The sequence below is a fragment of the Pseudarthrobacter chlorophenolicus genome, assembly GCF_000962805.1.
Taxonomy (GTDB): Bacteria; Actinomycetota; Actinomycetes; order Actinomycetales; family Micrococcaceae; genus Arthrobacter; species Arthrobacter chlorophenolicus_A.
Map to the genome: position 1 here is coordinate 21,429 of NZ_JZTW01000012.1, position 22,329 is coordinate 43,757.

Sequence of the window (22,329 nt, forward strand, 5' to 3'; positions counted from 1 at the left end):
TTGGCGGCGGTGCATGATGGAACAAGTGGGAATGCGCTTTCCCAATCAGGCTTGAGTAAAACTTGCTCACTCACCGTGGAGGACACATGGGCTTCGAAACAAAGACGATCCGCATCGCCATGAACGGCATTACCGGCCGCATGGGTTACCGCCAGCACCTGCTGCGTTCCATCCTGCCGATCCGTGACGCCGGCGGCTTCACCCTGGAAGACGGCACCCGCGTCCAGGTCGAGCCCATCCTGGTGGGACGCAACGAGGCCAAGATCCGTGAACTGGCCGAGAAGCACAAGGTCGCCGAATGGACCACCGACCTGGACTCGGTCATCAACGATCCCACCGTTGACGTCATCTTCGACGCCTCCATGACCAGCCTGCGTGCCGCCACCCTGAAGAAGGCCATGCTGGCCGGCAAGCACATCTTCACCGAGAAGCCCACCGCGGAAACCCTGGAAGAGGCCATCGAGCTGGCCCGCATCGGTAAGGAAGCAGGCGTCACCGCAGGCGTCGTCCACGACAAGCTGTACCTCCCGGGCCTGGTCAAGCTCCGCCGCCTGGTGGACGAAGGCTTCTTTGGCCGCATCCTCTCCATCCGCGGCGAGTTCGGCTACTGGGTGTTCGAAGGTGACGTCCAGGCTGCCCAGCGCCCGTCCTGGAACTACCGCAAGGAAGACGGCGGCGGAATGACCACGGACATGTTCTGCCACTGGAACTATGTCCTCGAAGGCATTATCGGCAAGGTCAAGAGTGTCAGCGCCAAGACCGCCACGCACATCCCCGCCCGTTGGGACGAGGCCGGCAAGGAATACAAGGCAACGGCTGACGACGCCTCCTACGGAATCTTCGAGCTTGAGACCCCCGCTGGAGACGCAGTGGTGGGCCAGATCAACTCGTCCTGGGCCGTCCGCGTCTACCGCGACGAGCTGGTGGAATTCCAGATCGACGGCACCCACGGATCCGCTGTGGCAGGGCTCAACAAGTGTGTTGCCCAGCAGCGTGCCCACACCCCCAAGCCCGTCTGGAACCCCGACCTGCCCGTCACCGAATCCTTCCGCGACCAGTGGCAGGAAGTTCCGGCAAACGCCGAGCTGGACAACGGCTTCAAGCTGCAGTGGGAGGAATTCCTGCGCGACGTCGTCGCTGGCCGGGAGCACCGCTTCGGCCTGCTCTCTGCAGCCCGGGGTGTCCAGCTTGCAGAGCTCGGCCTGCAGTCCAATGACGAACGCCGCACCATCGACATCCCGGAGATCACGCTCTAATGACATCCCTCATCCTTCCCTCCCACGACGGCGGCACTAGGGAATACCGCCTGCAGGGCGGCACCACGTGGGCCCGCCCCTCGGCGCCCCTCACGGCGCGGCGCGCGTACGCCGCAGCCCACGTCATCCCCGAGGTCCTTGCCGACAACACCCCAGGTGCCCCGGCACGCCTCGACTGGGATGCCACGATGGCCTACCGGCACGAACTGTGGTCCTACGGCCTCGGCGTGGCCGATGCCATGGACACCGCGCAGCGGGGCATGGGCCTTGACTGGGCAGCCACCCAGCAGCTGATCAAGCGCACCGGCGTCGAGGCGGCGTCCGTGGTTGCAGCGAACAATGCGGCCACGGCGGGCAAGTCCGTCCGTGACCTCGTGTCCTGCGGCGCAGGCACCGACCAGCTGGACATCGACTCCCTGCCCGCGGGCAACGCCGGACTCAAGGCTGTCCTTGAGGCTTACCGCGAACAGATCGCCGTCATCTCCGAGGCCGGTCCCAAGGTGATCCTCATGGCATCCCGTGCCCTGGCCAAGGTTGCCAGCGGTCCCGAGGACTACCTGCGCGTGTACGCCACCCTGCTGCAGGAGGTGGACCAGCCCGTCATCCTGCACTGGCTGGGCACCATGTTCGATCCCGCCCTCGCCGGGTACTGGGGTTCGGACCACGTTCCCACCGCCACCGAGACCTTCCTGGGCCTCATCAAGGACAACGCGGACAAGGTCGACGGCGTCAAGGTCTCCCTGCTCGATGCAAGTCACGAGGTGGCCCTGCGCGCAGCCCTGCCTGAAGGTGTCCGCCTCTACACCGGCGATGACTTCAACTACCCGGAGCTCATCGACGGGGACGGCACGCACCACTCGGACGCGCTGCTGGGCATCTTCGCGGCGATCTACCCGGCCGCCTCCGTGGCCTTGCAGAACTACGACGCCGGAAACGCCGCCAAGGCCCGGGAGATCCTGGACTCCACCCGGGAGCTGGGCAAGCACATCTTCAGTGCTCCCACGTTCTACTACAAGACGGGCATCGCGTTCATGTCCTGGCTGAACGGCAAGCAGCCCGGGTTCCAGATGGTGGGCGGCCTGCATTCGGGCCGCTCGGTCCAGCACCTGGCCACCACGTTCGAACTGGCGGACCAGGCCGGCCTCCTGAGGGATCCTGCACTGGCAGCCTTCCGGATGTCCGACTTCCTGCGGATCAACGGGGTGGGCGTGTGAGCGACTTTTCGCGCCTCTCCATCAACAGCGCCACCACTAAGAAATGGTCACTGGCCCAGGTGGTCGAGGGTTGCGTCAACGCCGGCATTCCCGCCATCGGCCCGTGGCGTGACCGCGTCGAGGAGGCCGGGCTGGACAAGGCTGCCCGGCTGATCAAGGACGCCGGACTGCGCGTGTCCTCGCTGTGCCGCGGCGGGTTCCTCACCGCCGCCGACGCCGAGGGGCAGGCGGCCGCGCTCGCCGACAACCGCGCAGCCATCCTGGAGGCCGTGGCACTGGACACCAGGGAACTCTTCCTGGTGGTCGGCGGACTGGCGCCGGGGGAGAAGGACGTAGTGGCGGCGCGGCAGCGTGTGGCGGACCGGCTGGCGGACCTCGTCCCCTTCGCCGAGGAAAACGGCGTCCGGCTGGTGCTTGAACCGCTGCACCCCATGTACGCCGCGGACCGCGCACTCATCTCCACCCTGGGCCAGGCCCTGGATCTCGCTGCGCCGTTCGACTCCTCGGCGGTGGGCGTCGCCGTCGACACGTTCCATGTCTGGTGGGATCCGGAACTGAAAGCGCAGATTGAACGCGCCGGCCGGGAAGACCGCATCGCTTCCTACCAGGTCTGCGACTTCAACATGCCCATCGCAGCCGATCCGCTGCTGTCGCGCGGGTACATGGGCGACGGTGTGGTGGACTTCGCCACCATCGGCACCTGGGTCCGCGACGCCGGCTATACCGGTGACATCGAGGTGGAGATTTTCAGGCAGGAAATCTGGGACACGGACGGCAACACCGTCCTGTCCACGGTGAAGGACCGCTACGCGGAGCTCGTCCTCCCGTACGCCTGACGCGGCACAGCCGCCCAGACCCGCGGGCCCCTGCTACGTCACGGCAGGGGCCCGCGTCCCACATACGGAAGGCCCGGACCGCCTGCGGTCCGGGCCTTCGGCTTCCTGCCGTTCAGAGGTACCGGGACGCGAGCTCCCGGTACCTGGCCAGCACCCCGCCGTCGTCTGTTTCCCCGGGGAGTTCGACGGCGTCGCGCGTCCACTGCGGGAAGCGTCCGGTAAGTGCCGCTACGGCCTGGCGGGCAGCGCCATCGGCGACGTATTCGCCCGGACTGGGGACGGCCACGGGGAGCCCCAGCAGCCGGGCCGCCGCTTGCTGTACGGCCGCTGACTGGGCCCCGCCACCCACCAGGAGGATCCGCTTGGCTTCCACTCCCTGGTCCTCCAGAGCTGCCAGTCCGTCGGCGAGGGAGCAGATCACCCCTTCGACGGCGGCGCGCGCCAGGTTCTCCGGCGTGTAGTTAGTCCGGGTGATGCCGTGCAGGGAACCACTTGCGTCGGGCAGGTTGGGGGTGCGCTCACCGTCGAAGTAGGGGACCAGGGTCAGGCCGCCGGCCCCCGGTTCCGCGGACAGGGCAAGGTTGTTGAACTCTTCAAGGTTGACGCCAAGCAACGCGGCGGTGGCGTCGAAGACGCGGGTGGCGTTCAGCGTGCAGACCAGCGGCAGGTAGTGGCCCGCAGCGTCGGCAAATCCGGCCACGAGTCCCGAGGCGTCGGACGTCGGGGTATCCGACACCGCGAACACGGTGCCGGAGGTGCCCAGCGACATCACGACGTCGCCCAGCGCGGCGCCGGCACCGAGGGCGGCCGCCGCGTTGTCGCCCGCGCCTGCTGCGAGCAGGCTTCCGGCCGGCGTCCGGCCCGCTGCCTCCAACGGGCCAAGGACCCGCGGCAGTGTTGGTGCGTGGCCGAGCGATGCGGTCAGGTCGTCCGGAAGGTATGTGCCCTCCGCCGTCGAGTAGTACCCGGTGCCTGAAGCGTCGGAGCGGTCCGTCACCAGCGCATCAAGCCCTTCCGTGCCGCTCCCCGGCCCGTACCCGGCCAGGCGCCAGGTCAGCCAGTCGTGGGGGAGGCAGACTGCGGCAACCCGGGCTGCGTTCTCCGGCTCATTTTCCCTGAGCCAGTGCAGCTTGGTCAGCGTCAGGGACGCTACCGGGACTGTCCCGGTGGCCTGCGCCCAGTAGCGGGCGCCGGCGGCAGCATCGCCGTCGCCCGCCGTTTTGATGAGGTCCGCGGCGGCGCCGGCGCTTCGCGTGTCGTTCCAGAGAAGCGCCGGCCGGACCACTTCGCCACCGCTGTCCAGGCAGACCATGCCGTGCTGCTGGCCGCCTACCGAGATGGCAGCGACGTCGTCGAGCCCGTCCGCCTGGCCGATGGCCTCCTGCAGGGCAGTCCACCAGTGGTCCGGGTGAATCTCAGTGCCGTCGGGGTGCGATGCCCGTCCTTGGCGGATCAGTGCACCGGTGTCCGCGTCGCGGATCACCACTTTGCAGGACTGTGTGGAGCTGTCTATTCCGGCAACTAATGGCATGGAATGCTTCTTTTCTGGAGAAACGCCGTCGCCACCCGCACATGACATGGGGGCGGCGACAGCGGCTGACTATTTTAGAAAGGCGGCTGGGAGTTAGCGGGCGTTGAGGAGGTGCTCGATGGCGAGCTGGTTGAGCCGGACGAAGGCGAAGGAGCGTTCGGCGGCCTTGTCGGCGTCGAAGTCTTCAAAGGATGCGGCGTCCGCGAGCAGGTCGGCGGTGCTTTCTCCTGCGCCCAGGGTGGACTCACCGAGTTCGAAGACGCCGGAGGCTTTGAGCGCTTCCTGAACCTGGGGATCGGCGCGGAAGGCCAGGGCTCGTTCCTTCAGCAGCAGGTACATGGCCATGTTTGCCTTGGCGGATTCCCAGACGCCGTCATAGCCGTCGGTACGGGAGGGCTTGTAGTCGAAGTGGCGGGGGCCGTCATAGGTTGGGCCTCCGCCCGGAAAGCCGTTCTCGAGCAGGTCGACGGTGAAGAAAGCGCTGGTCAGGTCGCCGTGGCCGAACACCAGGTCCTGGTCGTACTTGATGCCACGCTGGCCGTTGAGGTCTATGTGGAAGAGCTTGCCGGCCCACAGCGCCTGGGCGATGCCGTGGGTAAAGTTCAGGCCTGCCATCTGCTCGTGCCCGGTCTCCGGGTTCAGGCCCACAATGTCGCCGTGTTCCAGCTGGGCGATGAAGGCCAGGCCGTGGCCCACCGTGGGCAGGAAGATGTCGCCGCGGGGTTCGTTGGGCTTGGGTTCGAGGGCGATGCGGAGGTTGTAGCCCTTCTCCTTGATGTAGCCGGCGGCAGTGTCCACGCCTTCCTTCATGCGGTCCAGTGCGGCTGCCAGGTCCTTGGAGCCGTCGTATTCGCTGCCTTCGCGGCCGCCCCACATGACGAACGTTTCGGCTCCGAGTTCGGCAGCAAGGTCGATGTTGCGCAGGACCTTGGACAGTGCGAAACGGCGGATGGAACGGTCGTTGGAGGTAAAGCCGCCGTCCTTGAACACCGGGTGGCTGAACAGGTTGGTGGTGACCATGGGGACCTTGAGGCCTGTGTCAGCCAGAGCCGCGCGGAAGTTCTTGAGGATCAGTTCGCGCTCGGAGGCGGGAGCATCGAAGGGAACCAGATCGTTGTCGTGGAAGGTGATGCCGTAAGCGCCGAGGTCCGCCAGCTTATGGACGGCTTCCACCGGGTCGAGGGCCGCACGGGTGGCCACGCCGAACGGGTCGGCGCCGGTCCAGCCCACCGTCCAAAGGCCAAAGGTGAACTTGTCGGCAGGGCTGGGCGAGAGAGTCATGATGCGTCCTTGCGATCGATGGTCCGCGATGTGCGGATCTTTAGTTTATTGCCTGAACTTTATGTCCGGACGTAGGCTGGGGTCAAGGGTCCGGCGTTGCGGACCACCAGTTTTCTAGGGCGGGATCCGCAGCGAGGAGTGCCATGAGGTTGCCTGTTCCGGCTCCGCCTCCCCACGGGCCAGCGGCCCCGGGGAGCATGGGCGATGTGCGCAGGAGCAACCTGTCCCTGGTCCTCGGTGCCATCGCGGGTGCGCCCCGGGGCGCATTTCCCACCCGGGCCCAGGTTTCTGCCGCCACCGGCCTGACCAAGGCATCGGTCTCCAGCATGGTGATGGACCTTCTCGATGCAGGCCTGGTGCGCGAAGTCGGACTCAACGCGCGGGGGGAACGCGGCCGGCCCGGGGTGGGCCTGGACCTGAACACCATGCGGGCCGTGATGGGTATGGAAATCAACGTCGACTACATAGCCGCCGGTGTGATGGATTTGTCCGGGAGTGTCGTGTTCCTGGAGGTCCGGGAACGCGACAACCGGGAAAGCCAGCCGGAAACCGTCCTTGAGGCGCTGGCTGTCCTGGCGGCCAAAGCGCGAAGTGACGCGGGGGAGCGGGGCGTGGAAATCCTCGGTGGCGGCCTCGCCGTGCCCGGGCTGGTGGGCCCCGGAGGGGCGGGCATCCTGACCGCCCCGAACCTGGGGTGGACCGACGTCGAACTTGACCTTGCTGCCTTACTTCCGGAAGTGCCGCTGGCCACCGCACTGTTCAATGAAGCCAATGCTGCAGCTTTGGCTGAACTCCGGCACAGGCCCGGCAACGACGCCGACTTCCTGTTCGTCTCCGGTGAAGTGGGCGTTGGTGGCGGCCTGGTCCTGGGCGGCGAACTCTTCACTGGGGCCGCCGGCCACGCAGGCGAGGTAGGACACGTGGTGGTGGACCCGGGAGGAAAGAGTTGCTCGTGCGGCGGGACGGGCTGCCTGGAAACAGTTGCCGGCCAGGATGCGATATTTGCTGCCGCGGGCGTGCAGAGTGTCGGCGAGAGCCGCTCCGCCGCCATGGGCAGACTCGTTGCAGCGCTCGCCGCTGGGGACGCCCGGGCGATATCCGCCGTCGAACGTGCGGGCACCTATTTGGGCGTTGCCCTGGCATCAGCCGCGCGGGTGGTGGACATCGGATCGGTGGTGCTCGGCGGACACTTTGCCGTCCTTGATCAGTGGATGCACGCGCCGCTGCTGCGGAGCCTTTCCACCTACGCGCCAGGAAAGCTGGCCGCTGAGCATGTTGTCACCTCCGCAGTGGGTGAGGAGGGCGCGCTCCTGGGCGCCGCAGGAAGTGTCCTGCGCTCACTGGTGGATGCGCCCCACTTGCTGCAGAGGTAGGACTGATCCGGGGCAAGGATCCCCACGGGGCGGCCGGGGGACACGGAAGCGACAGTTGCGCCCGTGCTGGCCCTCGACTGATTTCGGGAATGTATTATCCACTTGGTGTGGGTCTCCACGTCAACGTTTTGGGGCGGGCGGTGGCGCCGGAAAGAACACGGATCGATGCATCAGAATCAGTCGGAGTACGTCTCCGCGCACGCAGTACAGGAGTATGGCTCAGCTCCAATTGTCAGCAGCAGGTCCTTCGTCGCCACGTGGCTCTTTGCCCTGTTCCTGGGTGGCGTGGGCGCGGACCGGTTCTACCTCGGCCGGACCGGCACGGCGACAGCAAAGCTGCTCACCCTGGGCGGATTTGGGGTCTGGACGCTGGTGGACCTTGTCCTGGTGCTGGCGAACAGGCAAACCGACGCTCTCGGGCTTCCCGTTCGCGGCTACGGGCGCCATAAGGTACCCGCGTTTGTGGTTACCGGTGTCGTTGTCGTTCTGAACTTCGTTGCCGCAGCGGTTGCAGGGGTGATCTTCTTTGTTGCAGCCCTGCACGCATCTGCAACGCCGGCACCTGGCAGCGCGCATGCTGAGTCCGCCTTGGTGTCGCCGCCTGTGCCGACCCATGGCCCGATGGGCCAGTTCACCACGGTGGCCACCCAGACCGTAACAGGTTTCGGGTCAGACCGCGTGACCACCCTGGAGCTTGACGGGCTGCCGGCTGTGGTGACCTTCCGGTGCGACGACTGCACCGGCAGCACAGTGCTGCGGGCCAACGGACTTGATGGCGCTCTGGTTGATGCCAACGGACCATATCTCGGGGAACACCTAATCGACATTTTCGATGGATCCGTCACTGATGAATTCGAGGTAACGGCGGCTGGTAACTGGTCCCTGACGGTGCGGGATCTGTCAGACATCACGGCATGGGATGGCCGCGTCGAAGGCCGCGGTGATGCCGTGTTGTATCTCGATACCGAGGGAACCGAGGTCGCCCTCACCAATGGCGGTGAAGGCCGCTTTGTTGTGTGGGGGTTTGGTGCTGAGCTCACCGAAGTCCCCGTCGAAACCACGGGCAAATTCTCCGGCACAGTGAAGCTCACCACCCCGGGGTATGTCCAGATCATCTCCGACGGTGATTGGGCGGTGGACCCCGCCCCGGTCCCGCAGGCAGGAGTGGTCTCGCTTAGCGCGGCGAACCTGCGGGATTAGTGGGCTGGGAAGCACCGCCCCCAGCGTTCAGAAGGACGAAATCACATGACCGGAGTCCTGCCGCTGGTTAAGCACAGCGGTCCTGGCCTGCGGGTGCAGGCCAGGACCGCTTTTCGGTGCCCCAGGAGGGAATCGAACCCCCGACCGGCGGATTAGAAGGCCGCTGCTCTATCCCCTGAGCTACTGAGGCATCCGGTCTCCGGCCTCTCGGCCAGTGCCTCAAAAAGTTTACCCTGCCCCGGGTCCCGGTGCCGTCATCGGCAGGTGACTCTCCCTCCACAGCCGGCTGCGCCGGTGCCTTATGCACATAGCCCAACTTGCCTTTCCTGCCTGCCGTCTGGCGGCGCCATGCTGGTACTGCCTGCAACGGCACCACCATTGAGACAGGACGTGAAAGATGAAAGACCTAATGACCATCCGTGGCTTCGTGGCCACGGATGTAACGAGTTCCACCACCGGGCGGGGCACCGCGAAAGCATCCTTCCGCGTAGGGGTTACCTCGCGCCGCTTCGATGAGTCCGCCAAGGCCTGGGTGGACGAGCACACCAACTGGTTTACCGTCCACGGCTACCGCCAACTTGCCGGGACCATCGGGTGCAGCATCAGGAAGGGCCAGCCGGTCATCGTGGTCGGGAAACTGAAGCTCAGCACCTGGGAGAAGGACGGGCGTGTCTACCATTCGACAGTCATCTACGCCGATGCTGTGGGCCACGACCTTTCCCTCGGCTCGGCAAACTTCACCCGCACCTCGTCCAGGCCCTCGCTGTCACTGGTGGAGCCGCCCGCCGTACCCGACGACCCCCAGTCAGCCATGGGCCCGTCCCAGGGCGAGCCGGAAGACGACGACTTCGACCATCCCGACGACGAAGCCCAGCAGGCCGTTGTCATCGAGGATAGTAACGGCGACCTCGCTTCCCTCGACCTCGAAACGGGGGAACTCGCCGAAGTCTAGGGCCCATCAGAGTTCAGCGTCCTGCCAGTCCCGGGCGGGCGGAACGCGGCACCCCCCGGCTGCATTCCGTCCGCCCGCCACATGCCGCCGCCATGCAGCGGGAGCCCGTAGCCGGATATGGCGAGCCCTACCAGCCAGTGGACCGTCGGACACCGCCATGTCCTCGCCGCGCCCTTACGGCGGCCTGGCACATGGCAGAATGGCACCATGCGGCACTCTGGAACCTCCCGTCTCACGGCAATAACGGGAGCAGCGTTGGTGCTGCTTTTATCGGGGTGCGTTAGTGGCCCTTCCCCAGCCGTCTCCGGCGGGGACAACCCGGCCGTGGACCAGCAGGCACAGAGCCAGCCGGCTGCGGAACAGCAGGCAGGAAGCACCCCGCCCTCCGCCTCGCCGGAAGCAGCGGCCACGCAAAGCGGACCGGCGCTGGCCACCACTTCTGACACGGACAAGGCCGCCACCGAAGCCATGAAACGCACCGTTACCCAGAGCCTTACCGGGTTGGCCGCGGGCACGCCAAAACCCGCCACTGCACAGGTCACCGAGGTGCTGACAGCGGCTGGTATCGCCCCGGCAGTGCTTCAGGTATCGCAGAGCCGGACACCAACAGGGCTGGAGGCTGATGCCATCGAAGCCGCCGTGCTGCAGGGGAAGGATTGCGTGATCGGCCAGGTCCGCGAAGGGTCCGTCACCGTAACGGTCCTTCCCGTTCTCGCGAGCGGCAAGTGCTTCGTGGGGTCATGAGGCCGGTGGCCCCTCCAACGCAAATGTGAGTTATGCCCGCCAACCCACTAGATTTGGAACCATGGCGGAATTTATCTACACAATGACCAAGGCCCGTAAAGCCGTTGGCGAAAAACTCATCCTTGATGACGTAAGCATGTCTTTTTTCCCGGGCGCCAAGATCGGCGTTGTGGGTCCGAACGGGGCCGGTAAGTCCACCATCCTGAAGATCATGGCCGGGCTGGACACCCCCTCGAACGGTGAGGCCCGGCTAAGCCCCGGCTACACCGTGGGCATCCTGCTCCAGGAACCGCCTTTGAATGAGGAGAAGACCGTTCTGGGTAACGTCCAGGAAGGCGTGGGCGAGATCTACGGCAAGATCCAGCGCTTCAACGAAATCTCCGAGGAAATGGCCAGCCCCGACGCTGACTACGACACCCTCCTCGAAGAGATGGGCAAGCTCCAGGAAGCCATCGACGCCGCAGATGCCTGGGACCTCGACTCCCAGTTGGAACAGGCCATGGATGCCCTCCGCTGCCCGCCGGCAGATGCCGACGTCACCAACCTCTCCGGTGGTGAACGCCGCCGCGTGGCACTATGCAAGCTTCTGCTGCAGAAGCCGGACCTGCTGCTGCTCGACGAGCCCACCAACCACCTCGACGCCGAAAGCGTTCTGTGGCTCGAACAGCACCTCTCCAGCTACCCCGGCGCAGTGCTGGCCGTGACCCACGACCGGTACTTCCTGGATCACGTGGCCGAGTGGATCGCCGAGGTTGACCGCGGCCACCTGTACCCGTACGAGGGCAACTACTCCACGTATCTCGAAAAGAAGCGCGCCCGCCTGGAAGTCCAGGGCAAGAAGGACGCCAAGCAGGCCAAGCGACTCTCCGAAGAACTCGAGTGGGTCCGCTCCAACGCCAAGGGCCGCCAGACCAAGTCAAAGGCCCGTCTGGCCCGCTACGAGGAGATGGCCGCCGAGGCCGACCGGACCCGCAAGCTGGACTTCGAAGAGATTCAGATCCCGCCGGGACCGCGCCTTGGTGGCGTTGTCCTGGAAGCCAAGAACCTCCAGAAGGGTTTCGAGGACCGGACGCTCATCGACGGACTGTCCTTCACCCTGCCGCGCAACGGCATCGTTGGCGTCATCGGGCCCAACGGCGTCGGCAAGACCACTCTGTTCAAGACCATCGTGGGCCTGGAACCGCTCGACGGCGGCGACCTGAAGATCGGCGAATCCGTCAAGATCTCCTACGCTGACCAGAGCCGTGGCGGCATCGATCCCAACAAGACGCTGTGGGAGGTCGTTTCCGACGGACTGGACTTCATCCAGGTGGGCAACGTCGAAATGCCGTCCCGCGCCTACGTCGCCGCATTCGGCTTCAAGGGCCCGGACCAGCAGAAGAAGGCCGGCGTGCTTTCCGGCGGTGAGCGCAACCGGCTGAACCTGGCGCTGACCCTCAAGCAGGGCGGCAACCTGCTGCTCCTTGACGAACCCACTAACGACCTCGACGTCGAAACCCTCAGCAGCCTGGAGAACGCACTGCTCGAATTCCCCGGCTGCGCCGTGGTGGTTTCGCACGACCGCTGGTTCCTGGACCGGGTAGCCACCCACATCTTGGCTTACGAAGGCGACGAGGAAAACCCGTCGAAGTGGTACTGGTTCGAGGGTAACTTCGAGTCCTACGAGGAGAACAAGGTGGAGCGACTCGGCCCCGATGCCGCCAAGCCCCACCGCGTGACGCACCGCCGCCTGACCCGCGACTAAGTCATGCGCCGGGGCCGCGGCCCCGGGCACAAAGAGGCCGGCGCGGGTGGACTATGGTCCACCTGCGCCGGCCTCTGCCATGCGGTGAAGCCCCCAAGGGGCGAAAAGCCGGGCTGCCAGGCCCTAAGCCCGGCCGGCCTTACGGAGCTGGTGCTCCAGCATCTTGGACTGGACGGCCCCCGCTACCTTGCTTTTCAGGTCCGAGGGCACGCGGACCATGCCCTCCTGGGCGACGGACGCAACGTGCTGGCCGGCCCGGTTGAAGATCTTTCCTGTCGCCAGGCCCCGGGCTGACTGGGCACTCGGTGATTCCTGAACGTAGAGCAGCCACTCGTCCACGCGGGCCGGGCGGTGCCACCACATGGCGTGGTCCAGGCTGGCCACGTTCATGCCTGGCGTAATCCAGCTGAGGCCGTGGCGCCGCAGGATGGATTCCAGCAGCGTGTAGTCGCTGGCGTAGGCAAGGGCAGCACGGTGCAGGTTCGGGTTGTCCGGCATGGGGCCGAAAGTCTTCATCCATACGGCGTTGGTGGCCTCTTTCCCGCCCGACGCCGAAACATAGAGCGGGGGATTGACATGCCGGATGTCGAACGGCCGCTCGTAGGCCCAGTGCCGTGCCACGGGGTGGTCGAACTTCCCCAGCAGGTCTGCCGTGGTGGGAAGGGTCTCGGGGTCGGGGATTCCGGCCGGCATCGCCGACTCGTGCTCGATGCCTTCATCCTCAGTCTGGAAGGACGCGATCATCGACAGGATGGGCGTGCCTTCCTGGTAGGCGTGGACCCGCCGGGCGGAGAATGACCGGCCGTCCCGGAGCCGCTGGACACCAAACGTAATGGGCTTGTTGGCGTCGCCGGGCCGGAGGAAGTACCCGTGCATGGAGTGGACGGCGCGGTCCTCCTCCACCGTCCTCGTGGCCGCGACGAGCGACTGTGCCAGCACCTGCCCGCCGAACACCCTGTGGTGCGGCTGCTGCTGGGACGGGCCAAGGAAGATATCTTCGTCCGTCCGCGCGCCTTCCAGCTCGCCCAGGTCCAGGAGTTTGATGAGCGACGACGTGGGGTCGCCGCCGGGAAGAGCCAGGATTCCGGCTTCGGCTTCAGTCATGGTCTGACTCTAGACGGACCCCCGGCACCGCTCAAACAAGGCGCAGCCGGTAGTGTTCTAGGTGTGTCTGATCTTCTTACTTCGTCCTTCCGCTTCGCCGACCCGCGGGATCTTGCCGACCTGAAGACCTTTGCGACCCGCGCCAAAGCGATTGACGACGGCGCGATCCGGCTGCAGGCTGCCGGTTCCGTGTTGGCAGCCTACGTCTGCGTGCTGCGGCCGCGGACCCTGGGCGAAGCCACCCCCACCATCCTTGGCTTGCGCACCATGGAGCTGGCCGCGCCGTCGGAAACCGATGTCACCGTGCCGCTGGCAGCGGTCCTGGACCGGCTGGCCCGGGCAGGCGCGGACGACGTCGAACTGCCGGTTCCGCCCACCACCGTCACCGAATCGTGGACGGGCGTGGGTGCCCCCCGGGGTGGTTGGGAGCTGCTGGGTTCAGTTGCTGACGCGGAGCTTAAGTCCGCCGCGGAGGCCGGCATTGGCGAGGTGGCCGGCGCCGTGCCCAACAATCCCGGAGCACTGATGGTGAACAACGCCCGCGCAGCGGTGTGGGGCCGGGAACTGGACTCCACCGGGCTGCCGGCCGGTGCTGCGTTTGCCGCCCTGGCCCTGGGCTTCCTCGCCGACGGCGACCAGAAGCTTTACCGGGCAGGCCGCTGGTTCCGCCTCTCCGGCAGCCGCGGCCACGTCCTGGCCCGGACCGGCAGCGGACTTCTCTAGCCCGTTACCCGCCCGACGGACTGTTGATCATGGAAAGCGCCGCGCGCTCCATGTACTCCCACAGCGTGCCCTCGTAGAGTGGCGGCAGTTCCAGCGCGTCCACTGCCGCACGCATGTGGAACAGCCAGCGGTCCTTTGCCTCAGGCGTCACCTTGAACGGCATGTGCCGCATCCGGAGCCGGGGGTGGCCGCGTTCCTCACCGTACGTGGTGGGCCCGCCCCAGTACTGCTCCAGGAACATGAGGAAGCGCCGCTTGGCAGGCCCGAGGTCCTCTTCCGGGTACATGGGGCGCAGCAGAGGATCGGTGGCGACGCCGTCGTAAAACACATCGATCAGTTTGACGAACGTGTCGTGGCCGCCCACTGCGTCGTAAAAGCTGTCGGTGTAGGCCGGCTGGCTGAAGGGGTCGTTCTGCATCAGCTGCGGCCGCTGCGGCTCAATGGGGAGGCTCATGGCTACTCTCCGGCTTTCTGCTCGGTCTTCGTGTTCTCGGCACTGTGGTCGGAGCTCTGGTCGGTGGTGCCGGTGGGCCCTTCATGCAGCGGCACGTAACGGCCCTGCGAACGGTTGCCCACCCGCAGGATCTCACCGTTGCGCAGGTACCAGATGGCGCCGTCGTCGGACCGGACCCGGGTGATGCGCAGGCCCATGGATTCCACCACTCCCACCACCTCACTGGTTTCAATGACGTCGCCGATGCCGAACTGGTCTTCAATGGTGATGAAGATTCCGGCCAGGAAATCGCGGATCAGCTGCTGCGCTCCGAAGCCGATGGCCACACCCAGGATGCCCACGCTGGTCAGCAGCGGTGCAATATTGATGTCCAGGTTCTGCAGCACGTACATGCCGGTGATGACCACCACCAGTACGCCCACAACGCTGTTCAGCAGCGAACCGATGGTTTCCGCCCGCTGTACCCGCCGCTCGTGGTCGAGCGCCCGCAGTGCCGGAGCCACCCATTTGAAGGTGCGCTTCTTGAAGAAGTTGCTCCCGGCTGCCACACGTGAGGTGATGCGCGAAATGACGAACGTCGCCACCAGCCAGACGGCGACGCCCACACCCAGGCTGATCACAATCCCGGTAATGCTGATGCCGTCCGGATCGGTGGTGGCGGACGGAAGAACTGACAACATGCTGACCATATGCGGGAAATACTCCTTGAAACTTGGCTCTGTTCACCTTCAACCCTAGCGCCGTAGCGTGGAGCAATGCGCATCCTCGTCCTGGGCGGAACCGCCTTCCTGTCAGCAGAAATCGCCCGCCAGGCCATAGCCGCAGGCCAGCGCGTAACCTGCCTTGCCAGGGGCACATCCGGACGGCCGCCCGAGGGTGCGGTGTGGCTGCAGGCAGACCGTTCACTGGGCGCGAACGCCTACGACGACGCGGCGGGGGAATGGGATGCCGTGATCGAGGTGGCACGCGATCCGGCCCTGGCACGCGACGCGCTGGAAAGCCTCGCCGCACGAAGTGCCCACTGGACCCTGGTGTCCAGCTGTTCGGTCTATGCGGACCATTCGGTCCCCGGCGCCGCGGAGGAGGCGGCACTGCTGCAGCCGCTGACCGACGGGGAGGCCTCGACGCCGGAAACCTACGGCGAGTCCAAATCAGCCATTGAATCGGCCACCGCGGAGATAGCCGGTGGCAAGGCCCATATTGTCCGTGCGGGCCTTATCGCCGGTCCGGGCGACGGCTCCGACCGCTACGGCTACTGGCCCGCCCGCTTCGCCCGGGACAACACGCCGGTGGTGGTCCCGGACATCAACACCGCACCCACCCAGGTCATCGACGTCCGGGACCTCGCGGCATGGATCCTCAAAGCTGCCGGACTGGGAATTACCGGCGCCTTGAACGCTTTGGGGAATCAGGTGCCCTTCTCCGCGTACGTGGCGGCATCACGGGAGGCCGCAGGCCACACCGGGCCTATCCTGGATGCCCCGCCTGAGTGGCTCGCGGGTCAAGGCATCGCGTACTGGTCGGGGCCGGATTCGCTGCCGTTGTGGCTTCCACCCGGCCACGACGGTTTCATGGCCCGCAGCAACCAGGCGGCTAAAGCAGCGGGTATGGTGCTGCGCCCCTGGCGGGAAACCATTGCTGACGTCCTGCGGGATGAGCGCGCCCGGGGCCTGAACCGGCCGCGCAATGCCGGGCTGGCACCGGAGACCGAAACCAGGCTGGCCCGCCTGCTCCGGGTGGGAGGGCAGGCCAGCGCCGGCAAGGTCCCCTAGGCTACCTCCGTGACGGGTTCGTGGCCTACCGGGAAGTTGACGCTGCGGGCAATGAAGCAGACCTGGTTCGCCTCATGATGCAGTGACGCCGCCAGTTCCACCTGCCCCGGGTCCGCCACGGTAACCCGTGGATGCAGGGTAACGCTCTGGAACTGGCCGCTCCCGTCCCGATTCAGCACCAGCTCCCCGGTGGCATCATCCCGGTAATCCGTGACCACTACGCCATGCTTCACCGCGACGTGGAGGTAGGAGAGCATGTGGCATTGCGCCAGTGCGGCAAGCAGCAGTTGCTCCGGGTTGTACCGCTCACGGTCGCCGTGGAAGGTGGGGTCCGCCGAGCCTTTCAAGACCGGCAGGCCCGGAATGGCGACGTCGTGGTCCCGCGAGTAGCCGCGGTAGGACGACGTCCCCTCACCGCGGTTACCCGTCCACTGGACGGTCAGCGCGTACTTGTGTTCGTGCAGGCCCATGGCTGCGGTCCCTTCCTGTCAGGCGTCCGCGGCGCGGGCGCGCAGGGCCCGGGCCACGCCGTCGCGGTTTTCCAGCATCATGCGGCGGAGTGCGGCGCTCTCCGGGGGGAGGGACGCCAGGAATGCGTCCGTGCGGTCCACCGTGGCCTGGCTGGTCAGCAGCGCCGGGTAGAGCCCGACGACGATCTGCTGGGCAAGTGCGTGCGTGCGGGTGGCCACGATGCCCGGGACGGCGGCGAAATACTTCTCCGCGTATGGTTCCAGCAGAGACCGGTCCAGCACCCGCATGAACCCGGCGACAGCAGAACCCTGCAACGCATTGGAGAGATCGCCCTTGACCACGATCGACTCCCAGGCGGCGGCTTTGGCCTTGGGGGTGGGGATGGCCGCCGTGGCCAGGGCCGCGGCGTTCTGCCCGCTGGCAGTCTTGTCCCGCTCCAGCTCGGCGTCGATCCCCTCCTGGCCGAGCCTGCCGCCGGCCACCAGGGAAGCCACCAGCTCCCAGCGCAGGTCCTGGTCCACGGTGAGCCCCTCCAAAACGGCTGACCCGTCCAGGAGCCCGGCCACCCGGTCCAGCTGGGAGGTGCTGCCGGCCAGCAGGGCAAAGGACTTAACGAACTGGAGCTGCGCATCGGAACCGCCGGCAACTTCCTGGGCCAGCTCCCAGAGACGGTCCGCGGCCTCGGACGTAGTGGCCTCGCGGTGTGCCTCGGCCACGTAGAAGTTCAGCGTGGTGGCCAGCTGGCGCAGCTGCACCAGGATGACGGAGGAATCTGTCTCTGCGGCGACGTTGGCGAGGACCAGCTTCACGTAGGCACGCGCCGGAGTTTCGCCGTCACGCGCCGCGTCCCACGCCGAATTCCAGACCAGCGTGCGGGGCAGGCTTTCCCGGAAGTCCTTCAGGTGGGCTGTGGCGGTGGCCAGGGATTTCGGGTCGAGGCGGACCTTGGCGTAGGCGAGGTCGTCGTCGTTGACCAGGATGAGGTCCGGCTGCTTGAGCCCGGCCAGGGCCGGGACCGTGGTGCGTTCGCCGTCGACGTCCAGTTCTTCACGGTGCACGCGTTCAAGCTTGCCGGCGGCATTCAGGTTGTAGAAGCCCACTGCCAGCCGGTGTGGACGGATGGTGGGCCACTCGGGCACGGCGGACTGCAGGATGGCAAAGGACCGCAGCGTTCCGTCTGAATCCACGTCAAGCTCGGGGACCAGCGTGTTCACGCCCGCGGTTTCCAGCCACTGGCGGCCCCAGCTGTCCAGGTCCCTGCCGCTGGCCTTTTCGAGCTCCACCAGCAGGTCGCGCAGCTCGGTGTTGGCCCAGGAATGCTTGGCAAAGTACTCCCTGACGCCCGCCATGAACTGCTCCGGACCCACCCAGGCCACCAACTGCCGCAGGACGGAGGCGCCCTTGGCGTAGGTGATGCCGTCGAAGTTCACCTCAACGTCCTGCAGGTCGTTGATCTCGGCAAAAATCGGGTGGGTGGTGGGCAGCTGGTCCTGGCGGTAGGCCCAGGACTTCTCCACCGAGGCGAAAGTGGTCCACGCGCTGGTAAAGGATGTGGCCTCCACAGCAGCCAGGTGGGACATGTACTCGGCGAAGGACTCGTTCAGCCACAAATCGTTCCACCACCGCATGGTCACCAGGTCGCCGAACCACATGTGCGCGAGCTCGTGGAGTACCGTGATGGCGCGCCGTTCAATTTGCGCCCCCGTCACCTTGCTCCGGAAGACGTAGCCCTCCAGGATGGTCACGGCACCTGCGTTTTCCATGGCGCCGGCGTTGAATTCCGGCACGAACAGCTGGTCGTACTTTTCGAACGGGTAGGGGCAGCCGAACTGCGCCTCGAAGAAGCCGAAGCCCTGCCGGGTGAGTTCGAAGATGTTGTCCGCATCCAGGTACTGCATCAGCGACTTCCGGGCAAAAACGCCGAGGGGGATGACCCGCCCGTCGGAGCTGGTGACCTCGCTGCGGACCGACTGGTAGGGGCCCGCAATCAGGGCTGTCACGTAGGAAGACAGCCGGGGCGTGGGAGCGAAAGTCCACACCGAGCGGGCTCCGCCGTCCCCGGAGGCGGAGGCCTCGGCGGGTGTGGGCGTGGGGGAGTTCGAGATGACGTCCCAGTGCGAGGGTGCCGTGACGGTGAAGGCGAACGTCGCCTTGAGGTCCGGCTGCTCGAAGACGGCAAACATCCTGCGGGAATCGGGCACTTCGAACTGCGTGTACAGGTACACCTCGCTGTCCACGGGGTCAACGAAACGGTGCAGGCCCTCACCGGTGTTCATGTAGGGGGCATCCGCCACCACTGTGAGCTCATTGTGTTCCTGCAGGCCGGCCAGCTGGATCCGCACGCCGTCGGCCACGGCGGCCGGGTCCAGGCTCCGGCCATTCAGGGTGACGCTGTGGACCGTGTGCGTCACGGCGTCGATAAAGGTCTCAGCGCCGGCAGCGGCTCCGAATTTCACCGTCGTGGTGCTGCCGAACACTTCACTGCCCCGGGTCAGGTCCAGGCTGACCTCGTAGGACTCGACGGTTATCAGTTCGGCGCGGGCGCGGGCTTCATCGCGCGTCAGGTTCATGCCTGGCAAGGAGACCTCCAGAAGACGTGGGCTGCTGCGGCGCCGGCGGTAGCCGGCTCCGGCTCTGATCATTCTCGCACTGCCCGGCCCCTGGCACGTTGCGCAGGTCACGTCTCGGCCACACCATTCGCTCCCGACCCTCCGGGGGCAACCGCGGGCGGGGGTAGCGTTAATCCATGGGAAAGATTCTGGACAGGGTGGACCGGAAGGCGCTGCGTTTCGCCATCGGCTTCCCCGTGGTCCTGGCCGGTGCCTTCGTCTTCTGCGCGTCACTGCTGCGGCGTGACCTTCCGGAGCCGCTCGCCATCCAGTGGACGGACGACGGCGGAGCCGCCTTCGCCCCGTTCGGCGCCTATGCAGGCGGGGGAGCAGCCCTGATCCTCGCCTCGGGCTGGCTGGTCCTCTCGCAGGCGCTGCCGCTGGGGAGACCGGCCGTAATGCGCCGGATCATGATGGGCGTCGGGCTGTTCCTGAGTCTCTTCGTGACCACCGTGCTCGCTGCCGGCCTGGTGGGCCAGGCAGGAGTCACCGATGCGCGCAACTCGCACGTCGACCTGACAGTCCTGGCGCTGGGGAGCGGGGCGGCGGTTTCGCTGGGGGTGACCCTGGCCATGGTCTACAAAGCGGACCAACACTGGTCCGTGGACGACGACCGGGCGCTGCGGCGCGCCCTGATCCGTGAAGCCGACCCCGACTTGACGGCCGACACCGTCCGGTTGTGGGTGCACGCGCGCAGCTCGGTCTTCGTCATGATCGGCATCGCCTCACTGTTTCCCGCTGCGCTCATCGCCATCGCACTGCCCTGGCTCGGAGGCCTCCTGGTGCTCCTCGCGGTGGTGGGAGCGGGCTTCCTCTTCGCCCGGGTGAAGGCGGACAGGTACGGGCTGAAGGTCCTCCTGGCCGGCGTCGTCCCGGTCATGGATGTTCCGGCCGGATCCATCACCGCCGCCAGCGCGGCAGACCTGAAGGCAGCAGACTACGGCGGGTGGGGCTACCGGCACCACGGCGGCACCGACGCCATGCTCGTTGGCAGCGGCCCCGCCGTCGTCGTCAGCAAGACCGACGGCCGGCGCCTTGCCGTTAGCGGCGGCAGCCAGGCATCGGCGGCGCGCCTTGCCGACGTCCTTACCCGGGTGGCCGCCAGGGCCCGTAAGGGAGGCAGCCCGTCATCCGGCGGGCAAGGCCCCGGCTCCTAGTATCCTTGTCCGTGTTGTTTCCCGGGCCGGCACCCACCCTGCCGGCCGCCAGTGCCGCCAAACCGAACGGAACCTGAACGTGACCTCATCCCCTTCCTTCCCGCGGGTCCACATCGCCACCGACCATGCAGGAATGGAGCTCAGCGCCCACCTGGTCTCCCACCTCACCGCCAAGGGCTACGACGTGGTGGACCACGGACCCAAGGCCTACGACGCCCAGGACGACTACCCGTCCTTCTGCATCAACGCAGCCCTCGCTGTCGTGGCCGACCAGCAGGCAGGCATCCACGCCCTGGGCATCGTGCTGGGCGGCTCGGGCAACGGCGAGCAGATCGCCGCCAACAAGGTCAAGGGCGTCCGGGCAGCACTGGCCTGGAACCTTTCCACCGCCACCTTGGCGCGTGAGCACAACGACGCCAACGTGGTGGCCGTCGGCGGACGCCAGCACTCGGTGGAGGAAGCCACCGGGCTGATCGAGGCGTTCCTGGCCGAGCCGTTCAGCAACGACGAACGGCACGTCCGCCGGATTGGTAAGATCGCGGCCTACGAAACCACCGGCGAGGTCATCGAATAGTGCCCGAAGGCCACTCCGTCCGCCGGCTGGCCCGCCAGTTCGGGGACGTCTTTACGGGGGAGCGTCTCGCTGTCACCAGCCCGCAGGGCAGGTTCAGCGGGGGCGCAGCCCTGCTGGACGGCCACACCATGGTGGCCGCCGAAGCACACGGCAAGCATCTGTTCCTGCACTTCGACAATGCCCTGGTGCTGCACGTACACCTCGGCCTGTACGGCGCATGGAGCTTTGGCGGTGACCGGACGTTCAGCGGATCTTCCAGCATCGGAGCGCCCCGCAGGGTAGGGGAGCAGGAGTCGCCCGCCGGAGACGACGCCGGGGCCTCCTACGCGGGGCCGCCCGCTCCCGTCGGAGCCGTCCGCGTCCGGCTGGCCAGCGGTCATGGCTGGGCCGACCTCCGCGGTGCCACGACGTGCGAAACCATCACCGAAGCCGAGGTGCGGGCCGTCCTGGGCCGGCTGGGCCCGGACCCGCTCCGTAACCTCCGGGGCGACGCCGGCCGCTTCGCCGCGAACCTGGCCGGCCGGAAGCCCACGATAGCCGCTCTCCTGATGGACCAGAAGATCATCGCCGGAGTGGGGAACGTCTACCGGGCAGAGGTGCTGTTCCGGCAGCGGCTGGACCCCTACCTGCCCGGCGGGGCACTCGGTGACGCCGCCGCGCGCAAGCTGTGGCGCGACGTCGTGAACCTCATGTCCGACGGGGTGGCGGATGGCCGCATCATCACCACCTCCGCAAAATACTGGACCCGTCGCAACGGAAAAACCGGCAGGGTCAGGAACGCGGACGGCACCTTGTCGCTGCCGGCCAAAACCGCGTCGATACCTGTCCGTGCCGACGCGCACTACGTTTACAAACGGAACGGGCTGCCCTGCCGGGTCTGCGGCACCATGGTCCTGGCTGCCGAACTGGTGGGGCGGAACCTGTACTGGTGCCCGGTCTGCCAACACTCGTGATGGCCCGTCATATACAACCCGCCACACACATGCCACCACATACAAAAGGACCCCTCGGGTGAGGGGTCCTTTTCAATGGAGGGGACGACGGGAATCGAACCCGCGTAATCAGTTTGGAAGACTGAGGCTTTACCATTAAGCTACGTCCCCGAAAGAAGCTCCGTTTTTTGCGGAATCTTCGGGCTGGCTGTTCAAGCCGGATATAACTAAACCTAATCCATGGCCTACGTGTCAAATGTGCAATCGCGACGCGTATCACCGTAGACTTGCCTGTGCACTTACGGGGTGTAGCTCAGCTTGGCTAGAGCGCCTGCTTTGGGAGCAGGAAGTCGCAGGTTCAAATCCTGTCACCCCGACTCTGCGGCCCGGCCACTCGGATCG

20 protein-coding genes and 3 tRNA genes are annotated in these 22,329 nt (G+C 66.4%); 14 read left to right on the forward strand and 9 right to left on the reverse strand.

Annotated elements, in window-relative coordinates:
• Positions 1-86: 86 nt before the first annotated feature.
• From UC32_RS12900 to UC32_RS12910, 3 genes are read left to right on the forward strand one after another with little or no spacing between them, the layout of a single operon-like run.
• Positions 87-1,256 (forward strand): Gfo/Idh/MocA family protein, encoded by a 1,170-nt coding sequence (locus UC32_RS12900; protein WP_015937364.1) that lies wholly within the window; start codon positions 87-89, stop codon positions 1,254-1,256.
• The gene (locus UC32_RS12905; RefSeq protein WP_045731617.1) at positions 1,256-2,470 is read left to right on the forward strand and encodes a dihydrodipicolinate synthase family protein; all 1,215 of its coding nucleotides are present in this window, start codon (positions 1,256-1,258) and stop codon (positions 2,468-2,470) included. Before UC32_RS12900 ends, UC32_RS12905 begins: the two co-directional genes overlap by 1 nt.
• Positions 2,467-3,306: a sugar phosphate isomerase/epimerase family protein gene (locus tag UC32_RS12910; protein WP_045731618.1), complete on the forward strand. Its 840-nt coding sequence runs from the start codon at positions 2,467-2,469 to the stop codon at positions 3,304-3,306. Before UC32_RS12905 ends, UC32_RS12910 begins: the two co-directional genes overlap by 4 nt.
• 112 nt (positions 3,307-3,418) lie before the next feature.
• Here the strand turns inward: UC32_RS12910 and xylB are convergent, their stop codons facing one another.
• Complete coding sequence (xylB, locus tag UC32_RS12915) at positions 3,419-4,837, reverse strand: xylulokinase (protein WP_045731619.1); 1,419 nt, start codon at positions 4,835-4,837, stop codon at positions 3,419-3,421.
• Positions 4,838-4,930: 93 nt separating this feature from the next.
• On the reverse strand, positions 4,931-6,118 hold the full coding sequence (xylA, locus tag UC32_RS12920; RefSeq protein ID WP_045731620.1) for a xylose isomerase: 1,188 nt from the start codon (positions 6,116-6,118) through the stop codon (positions 4,931-4,933).
• A 197-nt stretch (positions 6,119-6,315) separates the two neighbouring features.
• Between xylA and UC32_RS12925 the strand changes: the two genes are divergently transcribed.
• Both UC32_RS12925 and UC32_RS20080 read left to right on the forward strand, forming a co-directional pair.
• The gene (locus UC32_RS12925) at positions 6,316-7,491 is read left to right on the forward strand and encodes an ROK family protein (RefSeq protein ID WP_235423665.1); all 1,176 of its coding nucleotides are present in this window, start codon (positions 6,316-6,318) and stop codon (positions 7,489-7,491) included.
• A gap of 165 nt (positions 7,492-7,656) precedes the next feature.
• The gene (locus tag UC32_RS20080; RefSeq protein WP_052690584.1) at positions 7,657-8,691 is read left to right on the forward strand and encodes a TM2 domain-containing protein; all 1,035 of its coding nucleotides are present in this window, start codon (positions 7,657-7,659) and stop codon (positions 8,689-8,691) included.
• A 117-nt stretch (positions 8,692-8,808) separates the two neighbouring features.
• Here the strand turns inward: UC32_RS20080 and UC32_RS12935 are convergent.
• Positions 8,809-8,881 (reverse strand) — tRNA-Arg (locus UC32_RS12935).
• Positions 8,882-9,088: 207 nt separating this feature from the next.
• Between UC32_RS12935 and UC32_RS12940 the strand changes: the two genes are divergently transcribed.
• From UC32_RS12940 to ettA, 3 genes are all read left to right on the forward strand, one after another.
• On the forward strand, positions 9,089-9,643 hold the full coding sequence (locus UC32_RS12940) for a single-stranded DNA-binding protein (protein ID WP_045731622.1): 555 nt from the start codon (positions 9,089-9,091) through the stop codon (positions 9,641-9,643).
• A 324-nt stretch (positions 9,644-9,967) separates the two neighbouring features.
• On the forward strand, positions 9,968-10,387 hold the full coding sequence (locus tag UC32_RS12945) for a DUF6993 domain-containing protein (RefSeq protein WP_045731623.1): 420 nt from the start codon (positions 9,968-9,970) through the stop codon (positions 10,385-10,387).
• Between the two features lie 61 nt (positions 10,388-10,448).
• Positions 10,449-12,131 (forward strand): energy-dependent translational throttle protein EttA, encoded by a 1,683-nt coding sequence (gene ettA / locus UC32_RS12950; protein ID WP_015937356.1) that lies wholly within the window; start codon positions 10,449-10,451, stop codon positions 12,129-12,131.
• A gap of 123 nt (positions 12,132-12,254) precedes the next feature.
• Here ettA and UC32_RS12955 read toward each other — a convergent pair whose 3' ends face one another.
• On the reverse strand, positions 12,255-13,235 hold the full coding sequence (locus UC32_RS12955; RefSeq protein ID WP_045731624.1) for an acyl-CoA thioesterase: 981 nt from the start codon (positions 13,233-13,235) through the stop codon (positions 12,255-12,257).
• A gap of 63 nt (positions 13,236-13,298) precedes the next feature.
• Between UC32_RS12955 and UC32_RS12960 the strand changes: the two genes are divergently transcribed.
• Positions 13,299-13,958, forward strand: a complete 660-nt coding sequence (locus UC32_RS12960; protein WP_045731625.1) for a hypothetical protein — start codon at positions 13,299-13,301, stop codon at positions 13,956-13,958.
• A gap of 4 nt (positions 13,959-13,962) precedes the next feature.
• On the opposite strand, the gene UC32_RS12965 is transcribed toward UC32_RS12960, so the two are convergent.
• Both UC32_RS12965 and UC32_RS12970 read right to left on the reverse strand, forming a co-directional pair.
• A complete protein-coding gene (locus tag UC32_RS12965; protein WP_045731626.1) occupies positions 13,963-14,412 on the reverse strand; it encodes a globin in 450 nt (149 codons plus the stop codon).
• Between the two features lie 2 nt (positions 14,413-14,414).
• Positions 14,415-15,101 (reverse strand): mechanosensitive ion channel family protein, encoded by a 687-nt coding sequence (locus tag UC32_RS12970; protein WP_045731627.1) that lies wholly within the window; start codon positions 15,099-15,101, stop codon positions 14,415-14,417.
• Between the two features lie 66 nt (positions 15,102-15,167).
• Between UC32_RS12970 and UC32_RS12975 the strand changes: the two genes are divergently transcribed.
• Positions 15,168-16,184, forward strand: coding sequence for an NAD-dependent epimerase/dehydratase family protein (locus UC32_RS12975; RefSeq protein ID WP_045731628.1), 1,017 nt, complete (start codon positions 15,168-15,170; stop codon positions 16,182-16,184).
• Here the strand turns inward: UC32_RS12975 and UC32_RS12980 are convergent.
• Positions 16,181-16,654: an OsmC family protein gene (locus UC32_RS12980; RefSeq protein ID WP_045731629.1), complete on the reverse strand. Its 474-nt coding sequence runs from the start codon at positions 16,652-16,654 to the stop codon at positions 16,181-16,183. The genes UC32_RS12975 and UC32_RS12980 overlap by 4 nt on opposite strands.
• An 18-nt stretch (positions 16,655-16,672) precedes the next feature.
• A complete protein-coding gene (gene pepN / locus UC32_RS12985) occupies positions 16,673-19,225 on the reverse strand; it encodes an aminopeptidase N (protein WP_045731630.1) in 2,553 nt (850 codons plus the stop codon).
• A gap of 176 nt (positions 19,226-19,401) precedes the next feature.
• Here pepN and UC32_RS12990 point away from each other — a divergent pair, with 176 nt between their 5' ends.
• From UC32_RS12990 to UC32_RS13000, 3 genes are all read left to right on the forward strand, one after another.
• Positions 19,402-20,421 carry a hypothetical protein gene (locus UC32_RS12990; protein WP_045731631.1) on the forward strand — a complete coding sequence of 340 codons (1,020 nt, stop codon included), beginning with the start codon at positions 19,402-19,404 and terminating at the stop codon, positions 20,419-20,421.
• Between the two features lie 79 nt (positions 20,422-20,500).
• Positions 20,501-20,995, forward strand: a complete 495-nt coding sequence (locus UC32_RS12995) for a ribose-5-phosphate isomerase (RefSeq protein WP_045731632.1) — start codon at positions 20,501-20,503, stop codon at positions 20,993-20,995.
• Positions 20,995-21,948 (forward strand): Fpg/Nei family DNA glycosylase, encoded by a 954-nt coding sequence (locus tag UC32_RS13000; protein WP_045731633.1) that lies wholly within the window; start codon positions 20,995-20,997, stop codon positions 21,946-21,948. Before UC32_RS12995 ends, UC32_RS13000 begins: the two co-directional genes overlap by 1 nt.
• 76 nt (positions 21,949-22,024) lie before the next feature.
• On the opposite strand, the gene UC32_RS13005 is transcribed toward UC32_RS13000, so the two are convergent.
• A tRNA-Gly gene (locus UC32_RS13005) sits at positions 22,025-22,098 on the reverse strand.
• A 131-nt stretch (positions 22,099-22,229) separates the two neighbouring features.
• Between UC32_RS13005 and UC32_RS13010 the strand changes: the two genes are divergently transcribed.
• A tRNA-Pro gene (locus tag UC32_RS13010) sits at positions 22,230-22,304 on the forward strand.
• Positions 22,305-22,329 lie beyond the last annotated feature (25 nt).